The 26255-nt window shown below is 68.3% G+C and carries 31 protein-coding genes and 1 tRNA gene; 12 read left to right on the forward strand and 20 right to left on the reverse strand.

Translation table 11 applies throughout. The features are described 5' to 3' along the window. The first annotated feature begins 105 nt into the window (after positions 1 to 105). Positions 106 to 1608, forward strand: a complete 1503-nt coding sequence (locus HDC94_RS00210; RefSeq protein ID WP_179493784.1) for an ABC transporter permease — start codon at positions 106 to 108, stop codon at positions 1606 to 1608. Positions 1609 to 1636: 28 nt separating this feature from the next. Continuing rightward, positions 1637 to 2308, forward strand: a complete 672-nt coding sequence (locus HDC94_RS00215) for an ABC transporter ATP-binding protein (RefSeq protein ID WP_179493786.1) — start codon at positions 1637 to 1639, stop codon at positions 2306 to 2308. 55 nt (positions 2309 to 2363) lie between these two features. On the opposite strand, the gene HDC94_RS00220 is transcribed toward HDC94_RS00215, so the two are convergent. Both HDC94_RS00220 and HDC94_RS00225 read right to left on the reverse strand, forming a co-directional pair. Next, positions 2364 to 3464 (reverse strand): Gfo/Idh/MocA family protein, encoded by a 1101-nt coding sequence (locus HDC94_RS00220; protein ID WP_179493788.1) that lies wholly within the window; start codon positions 3462 to 3464, stop codon positions 2364 to 2366. Continuing rightward, positions 3461 to 4207, reverse strand: coding sequence for a sugar phosphate isomerase/epimerase (locus HDC94_RS00225; protein ID WP_179493790.1), 747 nt, complete (start codon positions 4205 to 4207; stop codon positions 3461 to 3463). Before HDC94_RS00225 ends, HDC94_RS00220 begins: the two co-directional genes overlap by 4 nt. 64 nt (positions 4208 to 4271) lie before the next feature. On the opposite strand from HDC94_RS00225, the gene HDC94_RS00230 reads away from it, so the two are divergent. Continuing rightward, a complete protein-coding gene (locus HDC94_RS00230; RefSeq protein ID WP_179493792.1) occupies positions 4272 to 4877 on the forward strand; it encodes a YqaJ viral recombinase family protein in 606 nt (201 codons plus the stop codon). Here HDC94_RS00230 and HDC94_RS00235 read toward each other — a convergent pair. Continuing rightward, entirely contained in the window at positions 4842 to 5537 is a 696-nt protein-coding gene (locus tag HDC94_RS00235) for a DUF998 domain-containing protein (protein ID WP_179493794.1), read from the reverse strand. The genes HDC94_RS00230 and HDC94_RS00235 overlap by 36 nt on opposite strands. Then, the gene (locus HDC94_RS00240; RefSeq protein ID WP_179493796.1) at positions 5524 to 6153 is read right to left on the reverse strand and encodes an NUDIX domain-containing protein; all 630 of its coding nucleotides are present in this window, start codon (positions 6151 to 6153) and stop codon (positions 5524 to 5526) included. Before HDC94_RS00240 ends, HDC94_RS00235 begins: the two co-directional genes overlap by 14 nt. 101 nt (positions 6154 to 6254) lie before the next feature. On the opposite strand from HDC94_RS00240, the gene HDC94_RS00245 reads away from it, so the two are divergent. Continuing rightward, the gene (locus HDC94_RS00245) at positions 6255 to 7211 is read left to right on the forward strand and encodes an NADP-dependent oxidoreductase (RefSeq protein WP_179498721.1); all 957 of its coding nucleotides are present in this window, start codon (positions 6255 to 6257) and stop codon (positions 7209 to 7211) included. Here HDC94_RS00245 and HDC94_RS00250 read toward each other — a convergent pair whose 3' ends face one another. From HDC94_RS00250 to HDC94_RS00285, 8 genes are all read right to left on the reverse strand, one after another. Beyond that, positions 7212 to 8159 (reverse strand): hypothetical protein, encoded by a 948-nt coding sequence (locus HDC94_RS00250; protein WP_179493797.1) that lies wholly within the window; start codon positions 8157 to 8159, stop codon positions 7212 to 7214. It abuts the gene before it with no gap. After that, positions 8156 to 8704, reverse strand: a complete 549-nt coding sequence (locus HDC94_RS00255; protein ID WP_179493799.1) for an RNA polymerase sigma factor — start codon at positions 8702 to 8704, stop codon at positions 8156 to 8158. The genes HDC94_RS00250 and HDC94_RS00255 overlap by 4 nt, the downstream gene beginning before the upstream one ends. Before the next feature lie 49 nt (positions 8705 to 8753). Beyond that, a complete protein-coding gene (locus HDC94_RS00260) occupies positions 8754 to 9278 on the reverse strand; it encodes a GNAT family N-acetyltransferase (RefSeq protein ID WP_179493801.1) in 525 nt (174 codons plus the stop codon). Positions 9279 to 9362: 84 nt separating this feature from the next. Then, on the reverse strand, positions 9363 to 10055 hold the full coding sequence (gene rplA, locus HDC94_RS00265) for a 50S ribosomal protein L1 (protein WP_179493803.1): 693 nt from the start codon (positions 10053 to 10055) through the stop codon (positions 9363 to 9365). A gap of 2 nt (positions 10056 to 10057) precedes the next feature. Then, positions 10058 to 10489 carry a 50S ribosomal protein L11 gene (rplK, locus tag HDC94_RS00270; protein WP_179493805.1) on the reverse strand — a complete coding sequence of 144 codons (432 nt, stop codon included), beginning with the start codon at positions 10487 to 10489 and terminating at the stop codon, positions 10058 to 10060. 304 nt (positions 10490 to 10793) lie between these two features. Beyond that, on the reverse strand, positions 10794 to 11912 hold the full coding sequence (nusG, locus tag HDC94_RS00275; protein WP_179493806.1) for a transcription termination/antitermination protein NusG: 1119 nt from the start codon (positions 11910 to 11912) through the stop codon (positions 10794 to 10796). Between the two features lie 68 nt (positions 11913 to 11980). Further along, complete coding sequence (gene secE, locus HDC94_RS00280) at positions 11981 to 12265, reverse strand: preprotein translocase subunit SecE (protein WP_179493809.1); 285 nt, start codon at positions 12263 to 12265, stop codon at positions 11981 to 11983. A 42-nt stretch (positions 12266 to 12307) separates the two neighbouring features. After that, positions 12308 to 12380 (reverse strand) — tRNA-Trp (locus HDC94_RS00285). Positions 12381 to 12592: 212 nt separating this feature from the next. Here HDC94_RS00285 and HDC94_RS00290 point away from each other — a divergent pair. Beyond that, complete coding sequence (locus HDC94_RS00290; RefSeq protein ID WP_374757256.1) at positions 12593 to 13786, forward strand: pyridoxal phosphate-dependent aminotransferase; 1194 nt, start codon at positions 12593 to 12595, stop codon at positions 13784 to 13786. 205 nt (positions 13787 to 13991) lie between these two features. On the opposite strand, the gene HDC94_RS00295 is transcribed toward HDC94_RS00290, so the two are convergent. Then, positions 13992 to 14639 (reverse strand): response regulator transcription factor, encoded by a 648-nt coding sequence (locus HDC94_RS00295; protein WP_179493813.1) that lies wholly within the window; start codon positions 14637 to 14639, stop codon positions 13992 to 13994. Continuing rightward, complete coding sequence (locus HDC94_RS00300; protein ID WP_179493815.1) at positions 14636 to 15805, reverse strand: ATP-binding protein; 1170 nt, start codon at positions 15803 to 15805, stop codon at positions 14636 to 14638. The genes HDC94_RS00295 and HDC94_RS00300 overlap by 4 nt, the downstream gene beginning before the upstream one ends. Before the next feature lie 113 nt (positions 15806 to 15918). Between HDC94_RS00300 and HDC94_RS00305 the strand changes: the two genes are divergently transcribed. From HDC94_RS00305 to HDC94_RS00330, 6 genes are read left to right on the forward strand one after another with little or no spacing between them, the layout of a single operon-like run. Next, positions 15919 to 17424, forward strand: a complete 1506-nt coding sequence (locus tag HDC94_RS00305) for a PspC domain-containing protein (protein WP_179493817.1) — start codon at positions 15919 to 15921, stop codon at positions 17422 to 17424. A gap of 2 nt (positions 17425 to 17426) precedes the next feature. Continuing rightward, entirely contained in the window at positions 17427 to 17702 is a 276-nt protein-coding gene (locus HDC94_RS00310) for a hypothetical protein (protein ID WP_179493819.1), read from the forward strand. Positions 17703 to 17729: 27 nt separating this feature from the next. Then, complete coding sequence (locus tag HDC94_RS00315; RefSeq protein ID WP_179493822.1) at positions 17730 to 18614, forward strand: ABC transporter ATP-binding protein; 885 nt, start codon at positions 17730 to 17732, stop codon at positions 18612 to 18614. After that, positions 18611 to 19411: an ABC transporter permease gene (locus tag HDC94_RS00320; protein WP_179493824.1), complete on the forward strand. Its 801-nt coding sequence runs from the start codon at positions 18611 to 18613 to the stop codon at positions 19409 to 19411. Before HDC94_RS00315 ends, HDC94_RS00320 begins: the two co-directional genes overlap by 4 nt. After that, positions 19412 to 20548: a sensor histidine kinase gene (locus tag HDC94_RS00325; protein WP_179493826.1), complete on the forward strand. Its 1137-nt coding sequence runs from the start codon at positions 19412 to 19414 to the stop codon at positions 20546 to 20548. Further along, positions 20545 to 21159 (forward strand): response regulator transcription factor, encoded by a 615-nt coding sequence (locus HDC94_RS00330; protein ID WP_179493827.1) that lies wholly within the window; start codon positions 20545 to 20547, stop codon positions 21157 to 21159. The genes HDC94_RS00325 and HDC94_RS00330 overlap by 4 nt, the downstream gene beginning before the upstream one ends. 212 nt (positions 21160 to 21371) lie before the next feature. Here HDC94_RS00330 and HDC94_RS00335 read toward each other — a convergent pair whose 3' ends face one another. Together HDC94_RS00335 and HDC94_RS00340 are read right to left on the reverse strand one after the other, a co-directional pair. Then, entirely contained in the window at positions 21372 to 22130 is a 759-nt protein-coding gene (locus HDC94_RS00335; RefSeq protein ID WP_179493829.1) for an ABC transporter permease, read from the reverse strand. Between the two features lie 2 nt (positions 22131 to 22132). Then, the gene (locus tag HDC94_RS00340) at positions 22133 to 23095 is read right to left on the reverse strand and encodes an ATP-binding cassette domain-containing protein (protein ID WP_179493831.1); all 963 of its coding nucleotides are present in this window, start codon (positions 23093 to 23095) and stop codon (positions 22133 to 22135) included. 86 nt (positions 23096 to 23181) lie between these two features. Here HDC94_RS00340 and HDC94_RS00345 point away from each other — a divergent pair, with 86 nt between their 5' ends. Beyond that, a complete protein-coding gene (locus HDC94_RS00345; protein ID WP_179493833.1) occupies positions 23182 to 23730 on the forward strand; it encodes an NUDIX hydrolase in 549 nt (182 codons plus the stop codon). Here the strand turns inward: HDC94_RS00345 and HDC94_RS00350 are convergent. Genes HDC94_RS00350 through HDC94_RS00365 form a run of 4 tightly spaced genes read right to left on the reverse strand, consistent with a single transcriptional unit; the run spans position 23727 to position 26082 of the window. Beyond that, positions 23727 to 24749 carry a UDP-N-acetylmuramate dehydrogenase gene (locus HDC94_RS00350; protein WP_179493835.1) on the reverse strand — a complete coding sequence of 341 codons (1023 nt, stop codon included), beginning with the start codon at positions 24747 to 24749 and terminating at the stop codon, positions 23727 to 23729. The two genes, HDC94_RS00345 and HDC94_RS00350, sit on opposite strands and share 4 nt — an antisense overlap. Next, positions 24749 to 25159 (reverse strand): MaoC/PaaZ C-terminal domain-containing protein, encoded by a 411-nt coding sequence (locus tag HDC94_RS00355; RefSeq protein WP_179493837.1) that lies wholly within the window; start codon positions 25157 to 25159, stop codon positions 24749 to 24751. Before HDC94_RS00355 ends, HDC94_RS00350 begins: the two co-directional genes overlap by 1 nt. Next, complete coding sequence (locus HDC94_RS00360; RefSeq protein ID WP_179493839.1) at positions 25156 to 25605, reverse strand: MaoC family dehydratase N-terminal domain-containing protein; 450 nt, start codon at positions 25603 to 25605, stop codon at positions 25156 to 25158. The genes HDC94_RS00355 and HDC94_RS00360 overlap by 4 nt, the downstream gene beginning before the upstream one ends. 9 nt (positions 25606 to 25614) lie before the next feature. Next, positions 25615 to 26082, reverse strand: a complete 468-nt coding sequence (locus HDC94_RS00365) for a VanZ family protein (RefSeq protein ID WP_179493841.1) — start codon at positions 26080 to 26082, stop codon at positions 25615 to 25617. Between the last annotated feature and the right edge of the window lie 173 nt (positions 26083 to 26255).

The following is a 26255-nucleotide window of genomic DNA, read 5'->3' on the forward strand; positions in this document are numbered from 1 at the left end:
TTCATAACTGACTCACAGAAAGCCCATGGCAACGCCATAGCGAGCCTCCCTAGCGTCTCGAATCTGACCACCCTCCCGATTCCGACACCAGTCACTAGGAGAAACATGTTCGCCACGTACCTGATACGCGAGCTCACCCATCGCAGGAAGCAAACCATCATCATCGCGCTCGGAATGGCTCTCGCCATAGCGCTCGTGATCGTCGTCAATGCCGTCTCCGCCGGCGTCAAGGACGCCCAGGCGAGTGTGCTCGAATCCGTCTACGGCGTGGGCACTGACGTCACGGTCACGGGCACCGCCGAGGTCCCCACCGAGGAGGAACTCGCCGAGGGTGGCGGCAGGCCGCGCTTCGACTTCGGAGCAGACGACGGCCAGACCAGCGACGGCACCACCTCACTCAGCCAGTCCCGACTGATGGCCGACTTCCGCACGCCGACGCTCTCGGCCTCGACGCTCGACAGCGTCCTCGCCGTCGAGAACGTGTCGGCGGCCACCGCGACCCTCTCCCTCACCAACACCACCTTCAACGGTGAGCTGCCCGACTTCAGCCAGATCCAGGAGCCGGGCGAGGGCGGAGCGCCTCCCGCAGGGGGTGGGCCCGACGGCGCGGGCGGCAGTTCGTTCGACGTCGACTCGTTCACCGTCGAGGGAATCGCGGTGGATGGCGCGGCCGTCGGTCCACTGACCGCAGTGACCCTCTCCGACGGGCGCACCTTCACGGCCGACGATTCCGGCGAGAACGTGGTCATCGTCGATGAGACCTACGCCACGAGTTCCGGTCTGGCCGTGGGGGACACGATGGATATCGGTGGGGAGCAGTTCGAGGTTGTCGGGGTCGTGGCATCCACGTCGTCCGAGGCCTCGACAGCCTCGAACACGTACATCCCGCTCGATACCGCCCAGACGCTCGCGGGGCTCGAGGACGAGGTGTCGTCCATCTACGTGCAGGCCTCGTCTGCCGACGCGATCACCCAGGTGCAGACCGACCTCGAGGAGACGCTCCCGGATGCCACGGTCAGCACCCAGGCCGACCTCGCCTCCAGCGTCTCCGGCTCGCTCTCGACAGCCTCGAGCCTCGTGTCGAGCCTCGGGACCTGGCTCTCGATCATCGTGCTGGCCGCGGCGTTCCTCATCGCGATCCTGTTCACGATCTCCGGGGTCACGCGCCGCACCCGCGAGTTCGGCACGCTCAAGGCCATCGGCTGGAGCAACCGGCGCATCGTCGGCCAGGTCGCCGGCGAGTCGCTCGTGCAGGGCCTCATCGGTGGCGTCATCGGTGTTGCTGTTGGCCTGCTCGGCATCCTCATCGTCAACCTCATCGGGCCGACGCTCAGTGGCAGCGCCACCGCAAGCACCGGCTTCGGCGGACCGGGCGGTGGCGGCATCCCGGGTGGCGGCGGAATCCCCGGGGGCGGCGGTGCCCCTGCGAGCTTCGGCGAACAGGCGACCGCTGCCACGACCGAGGTCGTACTTCAGGCACCCGTGACGTTCACGATCATCATCATCGCCGTTGCCCTCGCCGTGCTCGGCGGACTCCTCGCGGGAGCGATCGGCGGATGGCGCGCCTCACGACTCCGCCCGGCCGAAGCCCTCCGCAGTGTCGCCTGACCCCCACGACCAGAATTCGAAGGACACCATGTACACACTCACGAACGTCAGCAAGAGCTACCAGCAGGGCAAGCGCACGGTGAACGCCCTCAAGAACGTGTCGCTCGAGATCCCCTCGGGGCAGCTCGTCGCGATCCAGGGACCAACAGGCGGCGGCAAGTCGACGCTCCTGCAACTCCTCGGCGCGCTCGAGCGCCCCACGAAGGGATCGGTCGGGCTCTCCGGCAACGAGCTCTCGAGCATGCCGGACGGCCAGCTCGCGGGCATCCGCGCCCAGCAGATCGGGTTCGTCTTCCAGGGGTTCAACCTGATCCCGACCCTCACCGCGCAGGAGAATGTCGAGACCGCTCTGGAGCCCCTGCGGGTTCCGGCAGCGGAACGTCGCGAGCGCGCGGCCGCTGCGCTGGCATCCGTCGGGCTGGGAGACCGCGGGTCACACCGCCCCGCGGAGCTCTCCGGCGGACAGCAGCAGCGTGTGGCGATCGCACGTGCGCTCGTCAAGAACCCCGAGGTACTTCTGGCCGATGAGCCGACGGGCAACCTCGACGAGGAGACCCGCGACGACATCATGGAGCTGCTCGAGGGGCTCTGGCGCGACCAGGGGCTCACGCTCGTCGTCGTGACGCACGACTCCGCGGTCGCCCGCCGGGCGCAGCGTCGACTGCACATCAAGCAGGGCACGCTCACCGACCGGAGCTGACCTGCGAACGACGAACGCCCCGCGACATCCTCGCGGGGCGTTCGTCGTTGCCGGGCTACAGCGTCGCGGCCCGCGGATCCCAATCCTCTGGGAGCGGCGGCTGCACGTCGACCGTGCTCACGACATCCACGAAGGTGCCGGATTCCGCCGCCGCACCGATCGACACCATGATGTCGAGCACGTGGAAGGCGAGCTCGCCGGACGCGCGCTCGGGAACCCCAGCGCGGATGGCCCGGGCGAGATCGACCACTCCGGTTCCACGGCCGGTGTCGCTCGTGACCGCGATGGTCTCCGGCTCGTCGCCCTCGCCCCACAGCACGAGCTCACCCTCGAACATGTTCGGGTCGGGAAAGACGAGAGTGCCCTCGGTGCCGGCGATCTCGACGAAGCCCGCCCTCCTGAGGTGCGACTGGAAGCTGAACACACACTGCGCCGAGGCCCCACCCTCGAACTCGAGGAGTGCACTCACGTGCGTCGGTACCTCCACCGCGAACGTCTCCCCCTCGCGCGGGCCCGAACCGACCACACGCGTCTCGCGCGCCGTCGATGCCGTCGCGGCGACGCGGCGCACGGGGCCGAGATTCTGCACGAGAGTGGTGAGGTAGTACGGGCCCATGTCGAAGAGCGGGCCCGCCCCCTTCGCGTAGAGGAAGTCGGGGTTCGGATGCCACGCCTCAGGGCCGGGCACCTGGAACAGGGTCAGCGCGGTCAGGGGTGTCCCGATACGCCCGCCGGCGATCATGCGACGGCCAGCCTGCAACCCGGGGCCGAGGAACGTGTCCGGGGCCGTGGCGACCCGCAACCCGAGCCGGCTCGCTTCGCCGAGAAGCTCGGCTCCGCTGGCGAGATCGAGCGCGATGGGCTTCTCGGTCCAGACGTTCTTGCCCGCGGCGAGCGCCTGCAGCGCGACCGCGACGTGCACGGCGGGAATCGTCAGGTTGACGACGATCTCGATGTCCGGGTGCGCGAGCAGTTCTTCTGTGGTGCCGAACCCGGGGACCGCATAGGCCTCGGCCTGCGCCTGGGCGCGCGTCACGTCGAGGTCGGCGATGAAGAGCACCCGCACATCGGGGAAGGTCGTGAGGTTGTCGAGATACTGCGTGCTGATGACGCCGGCGCCGATGATGCCGACACCGACTGGGCCGGTGCCGCTCACAGCGTCTCCCCGTGGGCGGTAAGGAAGCGCACCGAGTCCTCGAGCGCGACGAAGACATCGCCAGCGTGGTCGTCGAGCTCTACGACGCGGGTCGCCTGGGGTGCAGCCGCGAGGATCTCGAGCACGGGCATCCTGCCGCCACCGACGGCAACCTGCTTGGTGTTGTCGCGCGTGATGTCGCCGTCCTTGACGTGGATGAAGTGCACCCGGTCGCCGAGACGCTCGAGCAGCCCGACCGGGTCGACACCACCGACGGCGCTCCAGTAGGTGTCGACCTCGAGGATCACGGCCGGATCGAGGTTGTCGGCGAACGCCTCGAGCGCATTTGTGCCGTCGAGAGCGCTCTGGGGCTCGAACCAATGATTGTGGTAGCCGACCGTGATGCCCGCGTCGGCCGCGATGGCGGCGACGGCGTTGAGCTCGTCGGCGATCGCGACGACATCGTCAGACGTCGTCCAGCGGGTTTCGGCGACCATGGGGTCGATGACCGTCGTCACACCGAGGGCCTGCGCAGCCTCGAAGACCGGCACGAAGTCCTTGCCGATGAGCGAAGCGTGTGCCGAGGAGGGCGTGAGACCGAACTTCGGCAGGAGATCGGCGAACTCCGCCACCCTGTCGACGAAGCCGTAGAGCTCCACGGTCGTGAAGCCGATGGACGACAGTCTCTGGAGCGCGGATGCCGGGTCCGCGGCAAAAGCCTCGCGCACGGTGTACAGCTGGACGGACAGTGGTGTGGTGGTCATGCATCCAGCCTAGGCACTGGCGCGGCACCGTGATCGTGTCGGCGCGGGGAGCGAGAATGGGCGAGTGACCCCGCATCCCGAACTCGACCTCTGGGAGCGTGTGGCGACGACCCACCTCGACAGGGTTGTCGCGCACGCCGACGACCGGGTCGCCTGGATCCGTGCTCGCAGCAGGGGCGTGACCGCGACGGATGCCGCGCGCCTCTCGAGCGAGCGATCGGTGATGGCCGTCGCACGCGACAAGATCATGGGCTCCGGTTTCAGCGGCAACGCCTTCACCGACCACGGCAGGGCCCGCGAGCCGGAGATCGCCCGCTGGGTCCGAGCCCGCCACGGCATCATGCCGTCGTCCACCCTCTTCCACGCGGACGGCGAACCGCTGCACCTCGCCACCCCCGACGGGGTCGCCGTGCAGGACGGCGCGGTAGTGCTGGCCGAGATCAAGACCACGGGTCACGCGTGGCGCAGCATCCCCCGCTCCTACCTGCGCCAGGTCTGGTGGCAGCAGTACGTGCTGGGCGCCGAGCGCACGCTCGTGGTCTGGGAGCAGCACGAGGACTTCGTACCACTTCCTGGTGAGCCGCGCTGGCAGTGGGTCGAGCGCGACGACAACCAGATCCACACGCTTGTGGTGCTAGCGAGCCGCCTGCTCGACGCGATGCGTCGCTAGGTGGGTCCCCTGTGCTGCCCGCACGGCGAGCACCACACCGAACACGACGAGCCACGCGATGGCGATGGTCGTCGCGACGAACTCCATGCGACTTCCTAGCGCCACCTGGAAGCGGAAGAGCGAGAACAGTCCGCCCGTTCCGGCGATCACGGCGACGAGCACGGCCGTGGCGAGCGACAGACGGGCGAGCACCCGCGACTCGCGGGCGAAGGATGTCTGCAGCATCGCCCAGCACGCGGCCGCGAACGCGATCACGGCAGCCAGCGTATGCGAGAAGTCCTGCCAGGTGAACGACGGACCGTACGGCAGCGGGCATCCCGAGGTGCAGGTGACCTGAGAGGCGAAGAGGAAGAACGCGCATCCGATCCACAACGAGACCGCCGGGGTCCACGCGGCAAGGACTCGCACGGATGATCGGACCCGCCGCCCCGCCCACGCGACCGTGCTGCCACCGAACACGATGAGGAGGAGCGCGACCTCGAACGCAGCAGCCGTGGGTTCACCCTCGGCGCCGAGCTCGCTCACGTAGAGCTCCCTGGGCACGGTGGCCCTGGCGACCCAGATGATCGTGAGCGCGACGCTGACCGCGGCACTTCCGATGACCGCGGCGGCGAACTCGGCCCAGCGCAGGTCAGCCGCTGGCGCTTCAGCCGAGGGCAAAGGGACCCCGGAGTTTCGCCCACTGCAGGAGCATGATGGTCTTCGCGTCCGCTATGGCACCGGTCTCGATCATCCCCAGTGCCTCGTCGATATCGAGCTCGATCACGGTGATGTGCTCGCCCTCCTCAGCCAGCCCGCCGCCGCCCGTGCGCATGGTGCTCGCGTCGTACGGTGCCGCGTAGAAATGCAGCCGCTCGGTGACCGACCCGGGGCTCATGAAGACATCGAAGACGTGCTCCACCTCGCCGATCTCGTGGCCGGTCTCCTCGATCGCCTCGCGACGGATCGCCGTCTCGGGGTCATCATCGTCGAGCAGACCCGCTGCGGTCTCGAGGAGCACGCCGTCGGGATGCCCGTTGACGTAGACGGGGTACCGGAACTGCTGGGTGAGCAGCACTGTGCGACGCTCACGGTCGTACAGGAGGATGGTGGCACCGTTGCCCCGGTCGTAGGTCTCGCGATGCTGAGTCTGCCAGCGTCCGTCGTCGCCGAGGTAGTCGAAGCTCGTTGTGTGGAGCCGGTACCAGTTGTCGCTGAGCAGCCGAACCTCGTTGACACGAACTCTCGGGTTGCGGTCGGGCGGGGTCTCGGCGCGCGACAGGGTACCTTCACTCATCAGGTCAAAAGTTAGCAGTGCGGTGACGAGTTCGTAACAATGCCGAATTGTTGTCCGCTTTTACTGTCAGTAGTACGGCGGGGAGGCCAGAAATGACCACAATGCGGGCCATCATCATGGACTCAGTAGGGGGAGCCGATGTGCTCCATGTCGCGGACGTCGAGGTCCCGACACGAGTGAACGCGGAGTTCCTCGTCAAGGTCGTGGCGGCGGGGGTGAACCCCATCGACACGAAAACCCGGGCAGGCAAGGGCGCGTCGGCCGCCATCACCAGCTGGCCGACCATTCTTGGCAACGATTTCAGTGGAATCGTCGTCGAGTCGTCCTATGAGTCGCATCCGATCAAGCCGGGCGACGAGGTCTACGGCATGACCATGGTGCCGAGGCTTTCCGGTGCGTACGCCGAGTACCTCACGGTCCCCGGCATGTGTATCGCGCGCAAGCCCAAGTCGCTCTCACATGTCGAGGCCGCCGGAGTTCCCCTCGCGGCGCTCACGGCCTGGGGTGCTGTCGTCGACGTGGCCAAGGCCCACGAGGGCCAGCGGATGCTCATCCACGCCGGCGCCGGGGGTGTCGGGCACTTCGCCATCCAGTTCGCCTCCTACTTCGGCTCGCACGTCATCGCGACGGGATCGCCCCGCAACGAGGAGTGGCTGAGGGAGCTCGGCGCGCGTGAGGTCATCGACTACACCACCACCCGCTTCGAGGACTCCCTCGCGGACCTCGACGTCGTCATCGACCTGATCGGCAACGTGTCGGATGACACGGGCACCCGCTCACTGAAGGTGCTCAAGCCCGGCGGCCTGCTCGTGAACGTGCCGACCGGCAGCTGGCCGACGATCGCCGAGGATGCCGCGGCGGCGGGCGTGCGTTCGAGCGGATTCCGCGTCTCCCCCGAGGGATCCACTCTCGCGATCATCTCCCGCCTCCTCGAATCGGGCGACGTGAAGGTGTACGTCGACCAGGTCTTCGACCTTGAGGATGCCGCGGACGCCCACCGAGCTCTCGAAACGGGCCACACCCGAGGCAAGGTCGTGCTCAAGGTCTCCGACGGCTAGTTAGACCCCCATGCAGTCCCGCGGGTCGATTCCGGCCTCGCGCATCTGCCGGTCGACCTCCACGGCCGGGTATGCCGGCTCGATCCCGTTGCCGCGCAGGCACTGGCGGAGGAACTCCGTGCTCTCGGAGGTGTCGGCGTTCGCGATCTGCCAGGCGCTGTCGATCTCCATGAACTCAGCCTCGTAGCACTGCACGTCGGTGCCCGTGCTGACGGCCTCGCTACTCATCACATACCTGTACACCGTGGTGCCCTTGAAGACACTTCCGAGCGGATGCCCCGCCCCAGCCATGCACGACGCGAAGCGTTCGAACCCCGCGTCGTACTCCTCCGCCGTCACTGCTCCGTCGGCGAGGGCGTCCAGCTGGGCCTGGGACTGGGCCGGCCTCTCGGCCTGCTTCGCCCAGGAGGCCCAGAGCACGAGGTTCGCGCTGGACTCCAGGGTGATGGTGTTCTCGGAATCCGTGACCGTGTCGATGAAGGTGCCGAAACCGCCGTACCTGCCGTCACCGTCCGGGTCCTCGCAGGTGACCCAGGCGTTCTGAGGGTCACCGTTCACGGCCACCCCGATCGTTCCCTCACTCACGCACGCGAGGGAGAACGCGACCGAGGAGGCCCCCTCCGGCACCGGACCCAACTCGACCACCACATTGCCGCGGCCGGAGACGATGAAAGGTGTACCGAACAGTTCCGCGTGGGTACCGACGAGCTCCAGACCTCGGGCCGTCACCGCGGCGATGTCCGAGGAGGTGATCTCCACCGGGGCCTGCTGCTCGCCGCCAGCCCCCAGCGCGACCGCGGAGACGGCGCCGCCGGTGAGCGCACTGGCGAGCGCGATAGCCACAGCACCCGCGACGAGCGTGCGCGGCTTCGTGCGCTGGGCATACGGGGCCGCTGCCGCAACCGACACCAACTCGCGTCGCAGCGCTTCGTCTCGCTCTGTGCTCATGATTCGCTCTCCCTTGATCGTGCGAGAGCCGGCGCGGCGATGCGCTCGGCCAGACGTTTCTTGGCGCGCGACAGGCGCGACTTGACGGTGCCCTGCGGGACTCCGAGTGCCTCCGCCGCCTCGCGCTCACTGAAGCCCTCGAGGATGCAGAGCGTGACGATCTGCCGGTCCGCCGCCGAAAGCGATCGCAGTGCGGCGACGGCGGTGCTGTCGTCGAAGCGCTCAGCATGGTCGGGCGTGGCATCCGACGCCGGCAGCCTGGCGAGGAGCGCGCGATACCTGCGGGCGGTGCGGCTGAGATTGCGCGCGGAGTTGGTGGCCGTCACCAGGAGCCACGGCAACGCCGAGCCATCCACGAATCGCACCCTGTCCCGGCGTCGCCAGGCCTCGAGGAAGGTGATCGCCACGACATCGTCGGCATCGGTGGGCGTGGGCACCAGGCGAATGCTGTGGCGCACCACACGATCACGGTGCCTGTCGAAGACGCGGCCGAAAGCCTCGCCGTCGCCCGCCGCCGCGGCCGCCCAGTCCGTCTCGTCGGTCATGTCGTCATCGCTCACACCCCGTACTGTCCGGCTGCGGCCAGAAGGTTCCCTAGAGCGGGCGCAACCTCACGAAGTCGTCCTCGTAGCGCTCCCCCACGAGGAACTTCTTCGTTCCCACCTGTTCGAAGCCGCTCTTCTCGTAGAAGCGGTTCGCCCTGGCGTTGAGCTGGTTGACGCCGAGCCAGACACTCGCGGCTCCCCGGGACCGTGCCGCGCTCACCGAGTGCTCGACGAGAGCGGATGCCACTCCCCCGCCGTGATGATCGGGGTGCACGTACACCTTGCTCAGCTCGACCGTCGGGCGAACCGTCACGACCGCGGCGACATCCGCATCGCCGGGATCGCCGTGCACGAGCATCGTGTAGCCGATGGCCACCCCGCGCTCCTCGGCGATGAAGAGCTCGCGCTGGGGGTCGGCGAGGTACCGGGAGAAGGCCGACTCCGAGAGGTTCTCGTCGATGAAGGCCTGGATCGACTCGGGCAACGCGTCGGGCGGGCACGCCAGGGGGAAGGTGATCGCGGCGATCTCGTGGAGCAGGGCAGCGTCGGATGCAACGGCGGATCGTATCAACACCGTCTCAGGCTAGACGACTGCCGGTGGGGCCTTAAACAGCAGAGGGGCCGACCGAAGTCGACCCCTCCACCGAACAGAACGTCGTTAGACCAGGCTGTTCACGTCGAGCGGGATGCCCGGGCCGAACGTCGTCGACACGGTGCCCTTCGTGATGTAACGGCCCTTCGAGGAGCTCGGCTTGGCGCGGTTGACCTCGTCGATCGCGGCCTTGATGTTGTCGCTGAGCTGGTCGGCCGAGAAGCCCGCCTTGCCGACCACGAAGTGGACGTTGGCGTGCTTGTCGACGCGGAACTCGATCTTTCCACCCTTGATGTCGGACACGGCCTTGGCGGTGTCCTGCGTCACAGTGCCGGTCTTCGGGTTGGGCATGAGGCCGCGGGGACCAAGCACCTTACCGAGACGACCGACCTGGCCCATGAGCTCGGGGGTCGAGACAGCGGAGTCGAACGCGGTGTAGCCACCGGCGACCTTCTCGATGAGCTCTGCGCCACCGACCTCGTCGGCGCCGGCAGCAAGAGCTGCCTCGGCCGCGGGGCCCGTCGCGAACACGATGACGCGGGCGGTCTTGCCCGTGCCGTGCGGCAGGATGACGGTTCCACGAACCATCTGGTCTGCCTTGCGGGGGTCGACACCGAGCTTGAGCGCAACCTCGACGGTCGAGTCGAACTTCTTCGACCCCGTCTCCTTCGCGACCGCAACGGCCTCGGTGGGCGTGTAGAACTTGCCCTCTTCGATCTTGTCCGCGGCGGCGCGGTATGCCTTTGACTTGCGTGCCATGATTACGCCTCCACCGTGATTCCCATCGAACGGGCGGTGCCCGCGATGATCTTTTCTGCGCCCTCGATGTCGTTGGCGTTGAGGTCGACCATCTTCTGCTCCGCGATAGCGCGGACCTGGTCCTTGGTGAGCTTCGCAACCTTCACGGTGTGCGGGGTCGACGACCCCTTCTGCACGCCGGCGGCCTTCTTGATGAGCTCTGCTGCCGGAGGGGTCTTGAGGATGAACGTGAACGAACGGTCCTCGTAGACGGTGATCTCCACCGGGATGACGTTGCCGCGCTGCGACTCGGTCGCTGCGTTGTACGCCTTGCAGAACTCCATGATGTTGACGCCGTGCTGACCCAGCGCAGGCCCGATGGGCGGTGCGGGGTTGGCGGCGCCAGCCTGGATCTGGAGCTTGATGAGCCCCGTCACCTTCTTCTTGGGTGCCATGATTCTCTCTTTTCGTCGAACGAGGCGGATGCCTCACTCTCCCGCCGCCCGGTTGGACGCGGTTCGTGGCTGCCGCCCGAATCCGGGCAGACAACCTGTCCATAGTACGCGAGATCGCGCGGGATCGGTAGCTCGGAAGCGTTGCGGCCGAGCATCCCCACCGTTGCGGAGGACGACGCGCCGTGCGCACCCGCCGGACTCGCAGTCCTGCGGCGCGTCGTCCTCCGCAACGGTCTGGCACACCCGCCACCAACGACGAAGGGCGCCCCGGTGATCCGGAGCGCCCTTCGATCGAAGCGGGTGCCTACAGCTTTGTCACCTGGTCGAACGACAGCTCGACCGGGGTCTCGCGCTCGAAGAGGGAAACGAGCACCGTGAGCTTGCCGCTCTCCGGCTTGATCTCGCTGATCGTTCCGGGGAGGCCCTGGAACGAGCCCTCCTTGATCGTGATGGTCTCGCCGACCTCGAAGTCGATCTCGGCCGGGATGACGCGGGCTGCAGTCTTACCCTTGGTGGCCGAGCCCTTCGCTGCCGGGGCCTCGACGATCTGGACCAGGCTCTTCAGCATGTTGAAGGCCTCGTCGAAACGCAGCGGAACCGGGTTGTGCGAGTTGCCGACGAATCCGGTCACACCCGGGGTGTGGCGAACGACCGACCAGCTGTCTTCGTTGAGGTCCATGCGCACGAGCACGTAGCCCGGGATGCGCACTCGGTTGACGAGCTTGCGCTGGCCGTTCTTGATCTCGACGACGTCCTCCATCGGAACCTGGACCTCGAAGACGTAGTCCTCCATCGCCATCGACACCTTGCGGTTCTCGATGTTCGACTTCACACGCTTCTCGAAGCCGGCGTAGGAGTGGATGACGTACCACTTGCCGGGCTTCGCGCGCAGCTCCGACTTGAACTCCTCGTAGGGGTCCACCTCGGTGTCGGCGTCGAGGGCGGCCTCATCGAGGCTGGAATCCGTGCCCTCGTCGGTGTCCTCGATGATGTTGTCGATGTCCTTCTCGAGCGCGTTCAGCTGGTCGATGTCGATACCGAGATCGGGCGCGACATCCGGATCGCCCAGTTCGGGACCGTCGTAGGGGGTCACCTCGGGCTCTTCTGCTGCCTCTTCCTCGGCCTCGAGGTCTGCCTCGTCCTCGACGGCGGCAACGGAGGCGTCAGCCTCCTGGAGCGAGTCGATGTCGAGGGCGTCGTCGACCAGGGCGTCCGCCTCGGGGTCGAGCGCGGCATCCAGAGCCTCGAGGAGGCCCGCGAGATCGCCCTGCTCGTCGTCAACGACGTGGATGGCTTCGTGCTCCGCCGACTCCTCGGACTCCTCATCGGCGGCGAGGATGCTGCCGGTCTGCGCCTCGTCAACCTCGGAGGACTGCTCGGCGGCAGGTGCCAGCTCGTTGTTGTCGCGATGATTCTCGGACACGAAATTCTCTTCTCTACTGCTGCGTGGCGGGACAAACCCACCGGAAGGACATGGAGCCCCCGAAAGAACTACGGGGTGCTGATATTCGGATCGCCGAAGGTGAACGTGACGAGGAAGCTCGCGATCTGGTCGATACCCCAGACGAGCGCCATCATGATGACGACGAAGACGAGCACCACGAGGGTGAAGTTCACCAGCTCCCTGCGGGTGGGCGTGACCACCTTGCGGAGCTCTGCGATGACCTGTCGGATGAACAGTGCGAACCGTCCGAACGGACCGCGACGCTCGGCGCGCTCTTTGCGCGCATTGGCGACGACATCCTCGCTCGGCTCGTCAACGACATTTTTTGCCACTGGTCACTACCTTCTGGTCTGCCTCTCTCGCGAGAGGACTTGCAGGGCGGACAGGACTCGAACCTGCAACCTGCGGTTTTGGAGACCGCTGCTCTACCAATTGAGCCACCGCCCTTTGTGCTGAATCGGCATGCTTTCACACGATCGCCTCGGGGGCTGAGCCAACTGAGGGCGCGCGAAAGGATGGCAGATTTCAACTACCAGAGCCAGTGTACGGCAAGACCGGCGAGGAGGAAATCCCGGAGACGGGACGAGGTGCATCAAGCATCGCACAGTTGCGGGCGACCGTCTCGGAACGGCCCGATCGCCGCGCCTAGGATGGATGCCGTGAGCCCCAGTATTTCGCGCAGAATCGCCGCCATCGCAGAGTCCGCAACGCTCAAGGTCGACGCCAAGGCGAAAGCCCTCCAGGCGGAGGGCCGCCCGGTGATCAGTTTCGCTGCGGGCGAGCCGGACTTCCCGACGCCGGCGAACATCGTCGAGGCCGCCGCTCTGGCAGTGCGCGACCCGCGCAACCACAAGTACACGCCGGCCGCGGGCCTCCCCGACCTGCGCGCCGCGATCGCCGAGAAGACGCTGCGCGACTCCGGTCTCGAGGTGAGCCCGTCCCAGGTGATCGTGACGAACGGCGGCAAGCAGGCTGTCTACCAGTCGTTCGCGACGGTCATCAACGAGGGCGACGAGGTGCTCATGCCCGCGCCCTACTGGACCACCTACCCAGAAGCGGTCAAGCTCGCGGGCGGTGTGCCCGTCGAGGTGTTCGCCGGTGCGGACCAGGACTACCTCGTGACTGTTGAACAGCTCGAGGCTGCGCGCACCCCCAAGACGGCCGTGCTGCTCTTCGTCTCCCCCTCGAACCCGACCGGTGCCGTCTACTCGCCCGAGCAGACTCGCGCGATCGGCGAGTGGGCGCTCGAGCACGGCCTCTGGGTGATCACCGACGAGATCTACCAGAACCTCGTCTACGACGGCATCCGTGCGGTCTCGATCGTCGAGGCCGTTCCCGCGCTCGCCGACCAGACCGTGCTCGTCAACGGCGTAGCCAAGAGCTACTCGATGACGGGATGGCGCCTCGGCTGGATGGTCGGGCCGGCGAACGTGATCAAGGCCGCGAGCAACCTGCAGTCCCACCTGTCGAGCAACGTCTCCAACGTGTCGCAGCGCGCGGCGATCGAAGCTCTCACCGGACCCCAGGACGAGGTGGAGGCGATGCGCCAGGCCTTCGAGCGCCGCCGCAACCTCATCGTCGCCGAGCTCTCGAAGATCGACGGCGTCGTGTGCCCCACCCCGCAGGGTGCGTTCTACGTGTACCCGGATGTTCGGGGCCTGCTGAACCGCGAGTGGGGCGGCGTCACGCCTACGACGTCCCTCGAACTCGCCGACCTCATCCTGGAGCAGGCCGAGGTGGCCGTCGTTCCGGGCGAGGCCTTCGGCCCGAGCGGGTACCTGCGGCTCTCGTATGCGCTCGGCGACGAGCCCCTGCTCGAGGGTGTGCAGCGCCTGCAGAAGCTGTTCGCGTAACCGCGCGCTGGAGCTGAGAGCGAAGGCCATTTCTGGCCTTCGCCGCGACGCCAGCGCCGAGCGCCGTCCCGGCGCGAGGGACACCTGGGGCCGTGGCATCCGGTGCCCCCTTGAGGTGCGTCCATATTTGCGAGGTGCCCGCAAATTCGCGCGCGTTCTGCACAGGAGCGCGCTGTTTGGGGATGAGTGGGGGGGGGAGGGCGGGCTAGAGGAGCTTGCGGGCGTTGGCCCAGGCCGTGAGCTCGTGGCGGGAGGAGAGCTGGAGCTTGCGCAGGACCGCCGAGACGTGGCTCTCGACCGTCTTGATCGAGATGAAGAGTTCGCCGGCGACCTCCTTGTAGGAGTAGCCGCGAGCGATCAGGCGCATGACCTCGCGCTCGCGGGCCGACAGGCGGTCGAGTTCGTCGTTCGACTCGGCCTGCTCCCCCGCGACGGCACCGAACGCGTCGAGCACGAAGCCCGCGAGCCGCGGTGAGAACACGGCATCCCCGGATGCAACGGCAACAACGGCCGCGCTGACCTCCGCCCCCGACGAGCCCTTGGTGATGTACCCCCGCGCCCCGGCCCGAATCACGCCGACGACATCCTCGGCGGAGTCGGACACGCTCAGCGCGAGGAACCGAACGGAGTCCAGCAGCGCGCTCGACCCGCGGATGACCTCCGCGCCGCCCCCGCCCGTACCGCCGGGCAGGTGCACGTCGAGCAGCACCACCTCGGGCTTCAGCTCCGCGATGCTCGCGATCGCGTCATCCACCGTCGCCGCCTCGCCGAGCACCTCCAGCCCCTCGTCGAGGTCGGCTCGCAGGCCGGATCGGAAGATCGAGTGGTCGTCCACGATGAGAACGGTGGTCATGACTCTCCTCCTGCTGGCGCGTCGAGGTGCAGGTGCACCTCGGTGCCTCCGCCCGCGCCGGGTCGCACGGTCGCGGTTCCCCCGGCCCGTGACATCCTGCCGATGATGGACTCACGGATGCCCAGCCGATCGCTCGGCAGTGCGTCGAGGTCCACGCCCGGCCCACGATCGCGCACGAACACGTCGATGGCGGACGGCGACGTCTCGAGGTACACGGAGACATCCCCTCCCGCATGGCGGGCCGCATTGAGCATCGCCTCGCGGGCCGCGGCGACGATGGCGGAACCGGAGAGCTCGATCGAGTCGCCCGCGGCGACCACGTCGATGCGCACCGGGTAGTCGAGCTCGACGGCGGCGGCGACCTGCCGCAACTCGGTCGCTAGGTCTGCGACGGTGGGTTCGTCGCCCACGAAGAGCCAGTCGCGCAGCTCGCGCTCCTGGGCGCGGGCGATGCGCGCGACCTCGCTCGAGGGCCCAGCGCGGTTCTGGATGAGGGCGAGGGTCTGGAGCACGGAGTCGTGGAGGTGGGCGGCGATCTCGGCGCGCTGCTCCTCGCGCACGCGCGCTGTCCGTGCGGTCTCGAGGTCGGTCGTGAGGGCGACGATGCGCGGCGCCGCGACGAACGCCACGGCGAGCACAACCATGCCGACGCCGATGACCGCGTTGATCGCGGACGGCCGGGCCAGGAGGGCAGTCACGCCGGCCACGACGAGCAGACCCACGGACACCCACCTCGCCCACAGCCCGTACCGGGCAGTGCGCTCGGGGTCGTGGCGATCGAAGCCAAGACTCCACGCGACGGCGGCGGCCGAGGCGAGCGTAGTGGCGAGGAGCGCCGACGTGAGGCCCCGGTCGTTGCCACCGTTGGTCGCGAGCGTCAGCACGGCGAGCGCGCCCGCTCCCGCGAGGGCCGCGGAGATCGCCGCGGCGGGGATGCGGCGGCGCACGGTGGGTTCCTCGTCCGAGGTTGGCGCGTCGAGCGGCACGAGGGCCCAGAGCCAGAGGTACAGCAGGATGCCAGCACCTCCAGCGACGGCGAGCGCGAGGGCGAGCATCCGTGTGCCGCGCGTGCTCCAGCCGAGGTGACGAGCCACACCCGCGCAGACGCCACCGAGCATCACGTCGCGGGGACGCGAGAGTGCTGGGCGTTCGGCGAGGGTGGTCACCCCTGAATCCAAGCAGGTTAAGCCGTGATCAGGGCCCACCCGGGGTGCGAATCAGGGTCGAATCAGGGTGATACCTCATGGCACGCCGTGCGCGTCAGGGCCACGATCGAAACATGCCCAAGAACCCAGCACCTGAAACCCCACCGACCGAGGAACCGGCCGCCGCCGAGGCCCCCACGCCGCCTCCACCGCTGCGCGGGAGCTACCGCTTCTTCTCCTGGCTGCGCTCGCTCGACCTGCGTCGCGAGCCCGGCTGGATCGGCGGCGTGTGCGCCGGAATCGCGTCGCGGCTCGGCATCGACCCGCTCATCGTGCGGGGCATCGCCGTCGTGATCGCCGTCCTCGGCGGACCGGCGATCCTGCTGTACGCGGCGGCGTGGCTCCTGCTGCCCGACGCCAGCGACAAGATCCACCTCGAGGAGATCTTCCGTGGCCGACTCGAGCCGGCCACGGCGGGCATCGCGGCGTTCTTCGTGCTCGCGATGCTGCCCGTCACCCAGGGATTCTGGTACGCGGGCGCCGGCTTCTGGGGCATCCCGGACTGGGGAACCGGCTTCGGCCGCGCGCTGTGGACGATCGTGCTCATCGGCGCACTCGTGTGGTTCCTGATCTGGCTCTCGCGCCGGACGAACCCACCGGTGCCCCCGGCAGCCACGGGGACGTCCGCGACGGATGCCGCGCAGGAGACGTCGGCGAGTGCGGCCGGCACCTCCGCGACGGGCAGGTCGGCGAACGCGGCCGCTTCGGCCACGTTCGTGGCGTCCGAGACATCCGTCACTCCGCCCGCGGATGCCACGGAGCCCGAGGTCGCCGACTGGCGGGCCCAGCAGGCCAAGGTGCGCGCCGAGCAGGAGGCGTTCCGCAACCAGCAGGCGAGCGACCGTCACTCCGCCCACCGGGCGGCCGCCGAGGAGGCCCGCGCGGTTCGCGCCGCGCAGCGGGAGAAGGATCGCGTCGCCTATGCGCGCACCCGGTCGAACCCGCTGTACTCGCTTGTCGTGATCGGCGTGGCTCTCATCACGGGCGGCCTCGCCGTCGTCCTGACGTCCGACGGCGTGCCCACGACGGCATCCGTCACTATCGGCCTCGCCGCGTCGCTCGCCGTGCTCGCTGTCGGCATCGTCATCAACGGCGTGCGCGGCAAGCGCTCAGGGGGAGCGTCCGGCGTCGCCTGGATCGTGCTCGTCGCCCTGCTCCTCACCGGGAGCGTGCGCTGGGGCACCGACACCATCGTCGAGTGGGGCCCGAGGTCCACACTCGTGCCGACGAGTTCCCAGGACTACGCGTTCGGAGCGGGACGCGTGACGCTCGACCTGCGGGAGATGGAGCCCGAGATCCTCGACGGCTCCAAGCTCGAGGGCAGCTTCGGCGGAGAGTCGGTTAGCCTCACCCTCGGCGCCGGTACCGCGACCGTCATCGTTCCCGACGACGTCACCGTCCAGTTCTCCGGCTCGGTGGGCGCGGGATCGATCGATGCCGGCCCCAACGAGGACTCGACGCGCATCGGTCCCGTCGAGCGCGCCTCCGCAGAATTCGGCCCACGGGACCCCACTCAGCTCATCGTCGTCAGCGTCCAACTCGGCGCCGGCCAGATCCGCGTCATCGAAGCAGGAGAGTAACCATGACCGACACCACATCACGACTCACCCCCCGGGGCAGCACCATCACCTGGGGTGTGATCCTCCTGCTGGTCGCGAGCATCACCGGAGTCATCACGCTCTTCGGATCGTGGAGCTGGACAGCGGCGGTCTGGCTTGTGATCGCCTTCGGTGCCCTCATGGTGGTCGCGGGGCTCATCGGCGGGATTGCGCGGGCGGCCACGCGGCCGGCGGCGGCCGAGCCCGTGGCATCCACCGATCGGTTGACCAGCGATTCAACCGAAGTACCGCTGCCGTAACTCCCGCTCGACCAGCACGATGGGTACATGACATCCGAATCCGTCGTGCTGGTCGAGAACCTGCACAAGAAGTACGGCCACTTCACCGCCGTCGATGGTGTGAGTTTCGACATCCGTCGCGGCGAGACCTTCGCCCTGCTCGGCCCCAACGGCGCGGGCAAGTCGAGCACCATCGAGATTCTCGAGGGCTACCGTGATCGCACCGGTGGCACCGCCTCCGTTCTGGGCGTCGACCCGGGCAAGGGCGGCCTCGACTGGAAGGCGAAGCTCGGCATCGTTCTGCAGTCGAGCGGCGAGAGCGGCAACGTGACGGTGCGCGAGCAGCTCACCCACTTCGCCGGCTTCTACCCGAACCCCCGCGACGTCGACGAGGTCATCGCCGCGGTCGGCCTCGAGGAGAAGCAGAAGACGCTCATCCGCAGGCTCTCGGGGGGCCAGCGCCGACGGGTGGATGTCGCGCTCGGCGTCATCGGTCGCCCCGAGCTCCTGTTCCTCGACGAACCCACCACGGGGTTCGACCCTGAGGCCAGGCGCCAGTTCTGGGACCTCATCCGCTCGCTCAAGGCTGAGGGCACGACCATCCTTCTCACCACCCACTACCTCGACGAGGCCGCCCAGCTGAGCGATCGTGCCGGGGTCATCGCCGGGGGTCGAATGGTGGCGCTCGGCGGCATCGACGAGATCGGTGGGGCGGATGCCCGGACCCCGGTCGTCCGTTGGCTCGAGAACGGCGTCCAGCGTGAGGAGCGCACCACAACCCCGGGAGCCCTCGTGGCGCGGCTCGGGGAACCGGACGGTCTCGAGGTCATCCGCCCGAGCCTCGAGGACATCTACCTGGAGCTCGTGGGTGAGGTTTCGACAGGCCCAACCACCGGGGTAGCCCCGACCGAGAACGAAGGAGCAGCACTGTGAACACGCTCGTACTCGGCGGCAGCCGCATCGGCTACGAGGTCCGGACCTATTTCAGGCAGGGCGACACCGTCTTCTTCACGTTCCTCTTCCCCCTCCTGTTCCTGACCATCTTCTCGGTGGCCTTCAGCTCGCAGACCTTCGGTGCCCCCGGCGAGGAGATCAGCGCTGCGACGTTCTACCTCCCAGGGATGCTCGCCGCCGGCCTGCTCCTGAGCGGACTGCAGAACATGGCCATCGACATTGCCAACGAGAAGAGCGACGGAACCCTCAAGCGCTTCGCGGGCACACCACTACCGGTGATGAGCTACTTCATCGGCAAGATCGGTCAGGTGCTCGTGACGGGCATCCTGCAGGCCGCCCTGCTTCTCCTGGTGGCCCGGTTCGTCTTCCAGGTCGACCTGCCCACCGACCCTGGCAAGTGGGTGACCTTCGCCTGGGTGTTCGTGCTCGGCGTCACGACCTCCGCCGTTCTGGGCATCGCCCTCAGCGCGCTTCCCCGCAGCGGCAAAAGTGCGACCGCCGTCATCATCCCGATCACCCTCGTGCTCCAGTTCATCTCGGGCGTCTACCTGAGCTTCTCGCAGCTGCCGGAGTGGCTGCAGAACTTCGCAAGCCTCTTCCCACTCAAGTGGATGGCGCAGGGGATGCGCGAGGTGTTCCTGCCCGCGAGCTTCGAGGTGCTCGAACAGAACGAGAGCTGGAACCTCCCGGGCGTCGCGATCGCCTGCGGCATCTGGCTCGTCGTCGGCCTCATCGTGACCCGCCTCACGTTCCGGTGGATCCGCAAGGATAGCTAGATGGACGATGCGCGCTGGTGGCACGTGGGGGTGACGGCGATCGTCGTCGTCCTCTCCGCATTGCTCTGGGTTGGCGCGGAGTCTGTCACGGCCTGGGGCGTGGGCGCGCAGGCAGCACTTCTGGTGTTCGCCGCGGCGTGGTTCCTCGTGGGCAGACGCGCGTTCCTCGCACCGCGATGGACGATCCCGTACCTCGTTGTCATGATCGCGGCGGTCGGTGTCGCCGTGAGCTTCAGCCCCTTCATGGCGATCCTGCAGTGTGTTGCCTACCCGCTCGTCTGGGTGCTGCTGGCCACGCGCAGGGCGGCTATCGTCGCCAACGTCATCCTCGCCACCGTCGTCGGGTTCGGGTACGTCGTCGCCACCGGGGATCCGGCACAGGCCATCGGAACTGCCAGCCTGTCGCTGGTCTTCAGCGTCGCGCTCGGCCTCTGGATCACGCAGATCGCCGACCGCAGCCACGAGCGTCAGCGCCTGCTCGACGAACTGCGCGCAACCCAGGATCAACTCGCGGCCGCGAGTCGCGACGCCGGCGTCTCGAGCGAGCGCGAGCGCCTCGCCCGCGAGATCCACGACACCATCGCCCAGGACCTCACCGGGCTCGTGCTTCTCGCGCAGCAGGCCCAGCGCGAACTGGCCTCAGGCGATGTGTCGGCGACGGATGCCCGGCTCCAGCTCATCGAGGAGAACGCGCACACGGCCCTCGCCGAGACCAGGGCGCTGGTTGCGGCGAGCGCCCCCGTGGGTCTCACGAGCGGGGAGTTGATGGACGCACTCCGGCGGCTCGCGGAGCGGTTCACTCGCGAGACATCCATCGCTGTCACCGTCGAGGGCGACCCCGGCGCCGTCGACCGGGACCAGGAGGTTGTGCTGCTGCGGTGCGCGCAGGAGGGGCTCGCGAACGTGCGCAAGCACTCGGGGGCGACCGCGGTGACCCTCCAGCTGTCGGTGATCTCCGGCGATGTTCGGCTCCGGGTGCGCGACAACGGGCACGGCTTCGACGACGCCGCACCCTCCCTGGGCTTCGGACTCGGCGGGATGCGCGACCGACTCGCCCTCGTCGGCGGATTCCTCGACGTGACGAGCTCCACCTCCGGCACCGTGCTCACTGCCAGTCTCCCGAGGAACCAGTCGTGATCCGCGTCCTGGTCGCCGACGACCACCCGATCGTTCGCGGCGGCATCGTGAGCCTGCTGGGGGCCGCCGATGACATCGAGGTGGTCGGCGAGGCGACCGACGGGCTGGAGGCCGTCAGGCTCGCGGCCTCGCTCGAGCCGGACCTCGTGCTCATGGACCTGCGCATGCCCGGCATCGACGGCGACGAGGCCACCTCGCGAATACTCGCGGCCCAGCCGACAGTGCGCGTGGTTGTGCTCACGACGTACGAGTCGGATGCGAGCATCCTGACCGCGATCGAAGCGGGGGCGAGCGGGTACCTCCTGAAGGCCGCACCCCCTGAGGAGATTCTCGCGGGCATCCGCTCGGTGGCACGCGGTGAGGTGGCGCTCGCCCCCTCCATCGCGGCGACGCTCGTGCGCGGGATGGCGCGGCCGGCCGTCACGCTCAGTGCGCGTGAGACCGAGGTGCTGCGACTCGTCGCCCAGGGCAGCAGCAACCGGGCGATAGCCGCTGCGCTCTTCGTGAGCGAGGCGACCGTGAAAACGCACCTCATCCACGTGTTCGACAAGCTCGACGTGAACGACCGCACCCGCGCGGTCACGAAGGCGATGGAGCTGGGGCTGCTGTAGTGGTGGCCCGAGGTCGACGGTGGTGAGGTTTCGATGACGCCGGGCTGCGCCGCGGCTACTCAACCCACAGCAGGCCGGGCTTCGCCGCGGCTACTCAACCCCGAGCAGGCCGGGCTTCGCCGCGGCTACTCAACCCCCAGCGATTACCTCGTGGGTTGAGGAGCTCGCGCCAGCGAGCGTCTCGAAACCTCACCGACGAGATCTGGCGGCCGTTACGCGTTCTGGCGCCGGAAGACGCGCGTGCCGATCCAGACTCCGGCCGCGATGAGCACTGCCGTCCAGAACAGCGCCCAGAGCGGCCCCGGCCCCACCAGGTCGCCGGCGAAGAGATCTCGGATGCCCTGCACGATGTGCTTGACGGGAACGATGTCCGAGAGCCGCTGCAGCCACTCCGGCGCGATCGTCATCGGGAGCAGGATGCCACTCAGCAGGATGAGCGGAAGCGAGACGCCATTCGCCACTGCAGCCAGCGCATCCTCCGTCTTCACCGTGAGCGCGAGCGCGTACCCGGCCGACGCGATAGCGCCCGTGAGCACAACCGCGATGAGGAACCCGATCAGGATGCCCGCGGGAGAGCCGCGCAGACCGAAAGCGAACGCGAGCCCCACCAGGATCGCGCTCTGCACACTCACCTGCAGCATGTCCTTGAGCACCCGCCCGAGCAGGAGCGCCGTGCGCGAGGCCGGCGTCACACGCTCTGCCTCGATCACGCCGTCGCGGTACTCGCCCACGAGCCCGAAGCCGACGAACAGGGCGCCGAACACCGCGAGCTGCACGAGGAGCCCCGGTACGAAGAGCCGGTAGGCGTTGTCGGAGCCGAGCTGGGCCGCGAGCGGCTCCAGCAGCGGGCCGAACAGCACGAGGTAGAGCACGGGCTGGGTGAGACCGATCACGATCCAGATCGGCTCGCGCAGGGCGAGCTTGAGCTGGCGGCCGAAGATGATGCCTGTGTCGCGCAGGAAGATACGCATGGCTAGTCCGATTCCCGGAGCGATCGCCCCGTCATGGTGAGGAAGACATCGTCGAGGGTGGGGCGCCGAACCTCGATCGACTCGAGGGAGACGCCAGCAGCGTCCAGCGCGCGAAGCAGGTCGGGCATGGCCTTGCCGCCGTTGGTGACGCGCGCCGAGACGAGGAGGCCGTCGGTGGAGACCTCGGATGTCGCGACCGCCGCGAGCGTGGTGGCAGCTGCCGCGGCATCCGCCTCGCTGGCCAGGGTCAACGCGACGAGGTCGCCGGACACCTGCTGCTTGAGCGCCTCCGGGGTGTCGCTCGCGACGATCACGCCGTGGTCGATGACCATGATGCGGTCGCAGAGGGCGTCGGCCTCGTCGAGGTAGTGCGTGGTGAGGAAGACCGTGGAACCGCGCTTGGTGCGCAGGTCGGAGATGTGGGTCCAGAGGTTGGCGCGGGCCTGCGGGTCGAGGCCCGTCGTCGGCTCGTCGAGGAACACCAGGCGCGGGTCGTGCACGAGCCCCATCGCGATATCGAGGCGACGGCGCTGGCCGCCGCTGAGGGTCTTGGTCGGGCGATCCCAGAGCCCCTCCAGGTCGAGCTGGTCGAAGAGTTCGCGCCCGCGGGACTCCGCCTGCTGCTTGCTGATGCCGTACAGGCGACCGTGCGCGACAATCTCGCTGCCCGCCACGGCGAGGCTCGACGTTGAGCCGCTCTGCGAGACGTAGCCGATGGCCTGGCGCACCTTGACCGGCTCCGTCGCCAGGTCGAAGCCCGCGACCGTGGCCTTGCCCGCGGTGGGCTTGAGGAGCGTGGTGAGCATGCGGAGCGTCGTGGTTTTGCCCGCGCCGTTCGGACCGAGGAAGCCGACGATCTCCCCCTCGGCGACATCGATGTCGACGCCCGCAACGGCGACCACCTCGGACTTCTGCTTGCCCCGCCCCGTGAGGAACGTGCGGGCAAGGCCGCGTGCTTCGATCACCGTGTTCTCCTCAGCCTGGTCGCGCCTTCTGGCGTCTGACAGTAGCGCCTGGCGCTGACACCCGGGGTTCCGCCTAGGGTGAGGGAATGGCCTGGCAGACCCTTTCGTCCCGCACCGTCTACGAGAACCGCTGGCTGTCGGTGCGCGAGGACGACGTGATCGGGCCGGGCGGGCCGGGCATCTACGGGGTCGTGACGGTGCGGCATCCCGCGGTCTTCATCGTGGCCGTCGACGACAGCGACCGCGTGTGTTTCGTCGAGATCGACCGCTACGCCACGGGCGGGCCGTCGATCGAGGTGCCAGCCGGCGGCACCGACGGCGAGGACCCGCTCGTCGCGGCGCAGCGTGAGCTCCGGGAGGAGACCGGGCTCGTGGCGGACGACTGGACCCTCCTCGGACGGATGAACGCCCTCAACGGTGTCGCGAATGCCCCCGAGTTCGTCTACCTGGCGCGCCAGCTGACTCTCGACGCGAGCGCGGAGACCGCGGCCACCCAGGAGGAGGAGGGCATCGGCGAGGTTAGCTGGGTTCCGTTCGCCGACGCACTCACGATGATCGCGGATGGCACAATCTCCGACGGCGAGACCGTTGCCGCTCTCGCCTACGCGGCGATCCACCTGCGCCGGTTGGGCTAGAGGGTCACGCCGATCGCGACGGGCTCCGGCTGCAGCAGCACGCCGAACTGGGCGAGCACGCGGGTTCGGACGTAGCGCGCGAGCTCCGCGACCTGCTCGGCGGTGGCGCCACCCCGGTTCGTGATCGCGAGCGTGTGCTTCGAGGAGATCGCGGCATCCGACCCCGGCAGGGCGAATCCGCGCGGGATGCCCGCCCGCTCGATCAGCCACGCCGCGCTGAGCTTCACGTGGACGTCGTCCGGTTCCAGCCACTGCGGAGCGTCGAAGGGAAGCGTGCGGCTGAAGCTCTCGCTGACGATCGGATTGGTGAAGAACGACCCGCAGCTCACCGAGTCCGGATCGTCAGGGTCGAGCACCATGCCCTTGGATGCCCGCAGCGCGAGCACCCGCTCGCGCACCTGCGCGGCGAGCACGGGAGCACCCACCTCGACGCCCAGGGCAGTCGCGAGCTGCTCGTAACCAGCCGTGGTGGTGTCGGTCTCGTCGAGACGCAGCTCGATGGCGACGACGACACCGAGGCGGCCGCGCTTGAGCGCCGAGGTGCGGTAGCCGAAGCCGAGCTCCTCGGCGGGCACGCGAACGACCTCCCCCTCGAGGTAGTCCAGGAAGTCGATCGCGGTGAGGCTCGACGACAGTTCCTGGCCGTACGCACCGATGTTCTGCATGGGCGCCGCACCGGAGGACCCGGGAATCCCGGAGAGCGCCTCGATGCCGGCCCAACCCTGCTCGACCGTGTACTCGACGAGCCCGTCCCACGGTTCGCCAGCCTGCACGCGGAGGCGCACGGAGCCCTCCTCGGAGGCCAAGCGCTCGATGCCGCGCGACTCGACGTGGATGACGGTTCCGTCGAATCCCTCGTCGGAGATGACCACGTTGGATCCACCGCCGAGCACGAGCAGGTCCTCGCCGGAGCTCCACGCGGTGATCGCGGCATCCACGAGTTGCTGCTCGGTGGATGCTCGCACGAACTCGCGTGCCGGTCCGCCGACGCGCATCGTGGTGAAGGGCGCGAGGTCCATCAGGAGAGGGTCACACGTACCTGCGCCTTGCCGAGCACGGTCGCGTCGTTGAAGGTCACGGTGAGGTCGATGCGGAGGCCCGCGTCATCCACCGCTCCGACCTTGGCGACGATCGTGAGCGTCGCGCCCTCGGCGGGGTCGACGACGACGGGACGTGTGAAGCGCACCTGGTAGTCACTCACCCAGCCGCGAGTGCCCAGCCAGTCGACGACAGGCTGTACGGCGAGACCCATCGTGAGCATGCCGTGCGCCAGAACCCCGGGGAGGCCGACCGACTCGGCGATGTCGTCGCGGTAGTGGATCGGGTTGAAGTCACCGGACGCTCCGGCGTACCGCACGAGCGAGTCGCGCGTGATGTGCTGCGTGTGCTCGGCGACGATATCGCCGACGGCGACCGAGATCTCGCTCACGCGTCATCACCCCGCACCACGAGAGTCGAGATCGCCGTGACGACGTGCTCGCCCGCGGCATCCACCATCGTCGACTCGGCGGTGACCATCGAGTTGCCCCCCAGGGTCTTGATGGATGTCACGGCCAGCGTCGCGGTGAGCTCATCCCCTGCCACCACCGGGCGGCTGTACGTGAAGCGCTGGTCGCCGTGGACCACACGCGAGAAGTCGATGCCGGCGTCGGGCTCGGCGAGCAGCTGCGCGAGTGTCGCCTCCTGCACGACCACGGGGAACGTGGGCGGGGCCACGACATCCGGGTAGCCGGCCGCGATGGCTGCGGTCGGGTCGGTGCTGAGCGGGCTCGTGGCGAAGACGGCACGGGCGAACTCGCGCACCTTCTCACGACCCACGAGGTAGGGAGCGACCGGAGGGAACATGCGGCCCTGCAATTCGGGGTTCACTGGCATCCGAACAGTTTAAGGGCGCGGGGAGAGACCGGCGTGAGGAGGCACCGCGCCGCCGGTCTTCGACTCCGGTGGCCGCCGTGCGAGGAGGCGGGCCAGCCCGATCCCGAGGAGCGCGCCAACGGAGTTCGCCACCAGGTCGCGCGGGTCGGACACCCGACCAGGCAGGAACAGCTGGGCGAACTCGATCGAGACCGTCAGCAACAGTGGCGCTGCAACGGCGAACGGCAGGGGAAGAGTGCGCGCCGCGAGCCAGCCGACAGGGATGAAGAGGATGACATTGGCCAGCAGTTCACCGGGCCAGCCGCCGGTCCACGTGGCGGTCGTGAGCCAGGCCTCCGGACGGAAGGCGCCGCCGGCGATTCCGAGCGTATCCGTGCTGGGAGTGGGAACAACAGTGAGGGCCACGAGGACGACGACGTAGGCGACACCGATGGCAAGTGCGACCTTCGAGAGTCGCGGGGCGGGTGGGCGGAGCATCCGCCGATGATAGGCGAACGGTTCTCGGAGAACCTGAATATCGGCTGCGCCATCGCCGAGAACGGTGCACCCGGGAATGGCGAAACCCCGGTCACCTGAGGTGGCCGGGGTTTCGAATCTTGGGAGTGGATGCGCCTACTGGCAGCTATCGCACTGCAGAAGATCCATCGGGT

The organism is Leifsonia sp. AK011, assembly GCF_013410945.1.
In the GTDB taxonomy this organism is placed as follows: domain Bacteria; phylum Actinomycetota; class Actinomycetes; order Actinomycetales; family Microbacteriaceae; genus Rhodoglobus.

What these genes read in the sequence shown, in the direction of transcription:
- HDC94_RS00210 (WP_179493784.1), top strand. Translation starts at nt 106, where the DNA reads ATGTTCGCCACGTACCTGATACGCGAGCTCACCCATCGCAGGAAGCAA.
- HDC94_RS00215 (WP_179493786.1), top strand. Translation starts at nt 1,637, where the DNA reads ATGTACACACTCACGAACGTCAGCAAGAGCTACCAGCAGGGCAAGCGC.
- HDC94_RS00225 (WP_179493790.1), bottom strand. Translation starts at nt 4,207, where the DNA reads ATGACCACCACACCACTGTCCGTCCAGCTGTACACCGTGCGCGAGGCT.
- HDC94_RS00240 (WP_179493796.1), bottom strand. Translation starts at nt 6,153, where the DNA reads ATGAGTGAAGGTACCCTGTCGCGCGCCGAGACCCCGCCCGACCGCAAC.
- HDC94_RS00245 (WP_179498721.1), top strand. Translation starts at nt 6,255, where the DNA reads ATGCGGGCCATCATCATGGACTCAGTAGGGGGAGCCGATGTGCTCCAT.
- HDC94_RS00250 (WP_179493797.1), bottom strand. Translation starts at nt 8,159, where the DNA reads ATGAGCACAGAGCGAGACGAAGCGCTGCGACGCGAGTTGGTGTCGGTT.
- HDC94_RS00255 (WP_179493799.1), bottom strand. Translation starts at nt 8,704, where the DNA reads ATGACCGACGAGACGGACTGGGCGGCCGCGGCGGCGGGCGACGGCGAG.
- rplA (WP_179493803.1), bottom strand. Translation starts at nt 10,055, where the DNA reads ATGGCACGCAAGTCAAAGGCATACCGCGCCGCCGCGGACAAGATCGAA.
- rplK (WP_179493805.1), bottom strand. Translation starts at nt 10,489, where the DNA reads ATGGCACCCAAGAAGAAGGTGACGGGGCTCATCAAGCTCCAGATCCAG.
- HDC94_RS00295 (WP_179493813.1), bottom strand. Translation starts at nt 14,639, where the DNA reads ATGACCACCGTTCTCATCGTGGACGACCACTCGATCTTCCGATCCGGC.
- HDC94_RS00305 (WP_179493817.1), top strand. Translation starts at nt 15,919, where the DNA reads ATGCCCAAGAACCCAGCACCTGAAACCCCACCGACCGAGGAACCGGCC.
- HDC94_RS00310 (WP_179493819.1), top strand. Translation starts at nt 17,427, where the DNA reads ATGACCGACACCACATCACGACTCACCCCCCGGGGCAGCACCATCACC.
- HDC94_RS00315 (WP_179493822.1), top strand. Translation starts at nt 17,730, where the DNA reads ATGACATCCGAATCCGTCGTGCTGGTCGAGAACCTGCACAAGAAGTAC.
- HDC94_RS00325 (WP_179493826.1), top strand. Translation starts at nt 19,412, where the DNA reads ATGGACGATGCGCGCTGGTGGCACGTGGGGGTGACGGCGATCGTCGTC.
- HDC94_RS00335 (WP_179493829.1), bottom strand. Translation starts at nt 22,130, where the DNA reads ATGCGTATCTTCCTGCGCGACACAGGCATCATCTTCGGCCGCCAGCTC.
- HDC94_RS00345 (WP_179493833.1), top strand. Translation starts at nt 23,182, where the DNA reads ATGGCCTGGCAGACCCTTTCGTCCCGCACCGTCTACGAGAACCGCTGG.
- HDC94_RS00350 (WP_179493835.1), bottom strand. Translation starts at nt 24,749, where the DNA reads ATGGACCTCGCGCCCTTCACCACGATGCGCGTCGGCGGACCGGCACGC.
- HDC94_RS00360 (WP_179493839.1), bottom strand. Translation starts at nt 25,605, where the DNA reads ATGCCAGTGAACCCCGAATTGCAGGGCCGCATGTTCCCTCCGGTCGCT.
- HDC94_RS00365 (WP_179493841.1), bottom strand. Translation starts at nt 26,082, where the DNA reads ATGCTCCGCCCACCCGCCCCGCGACTCTCGAAGGTCGCACTTGCCATC.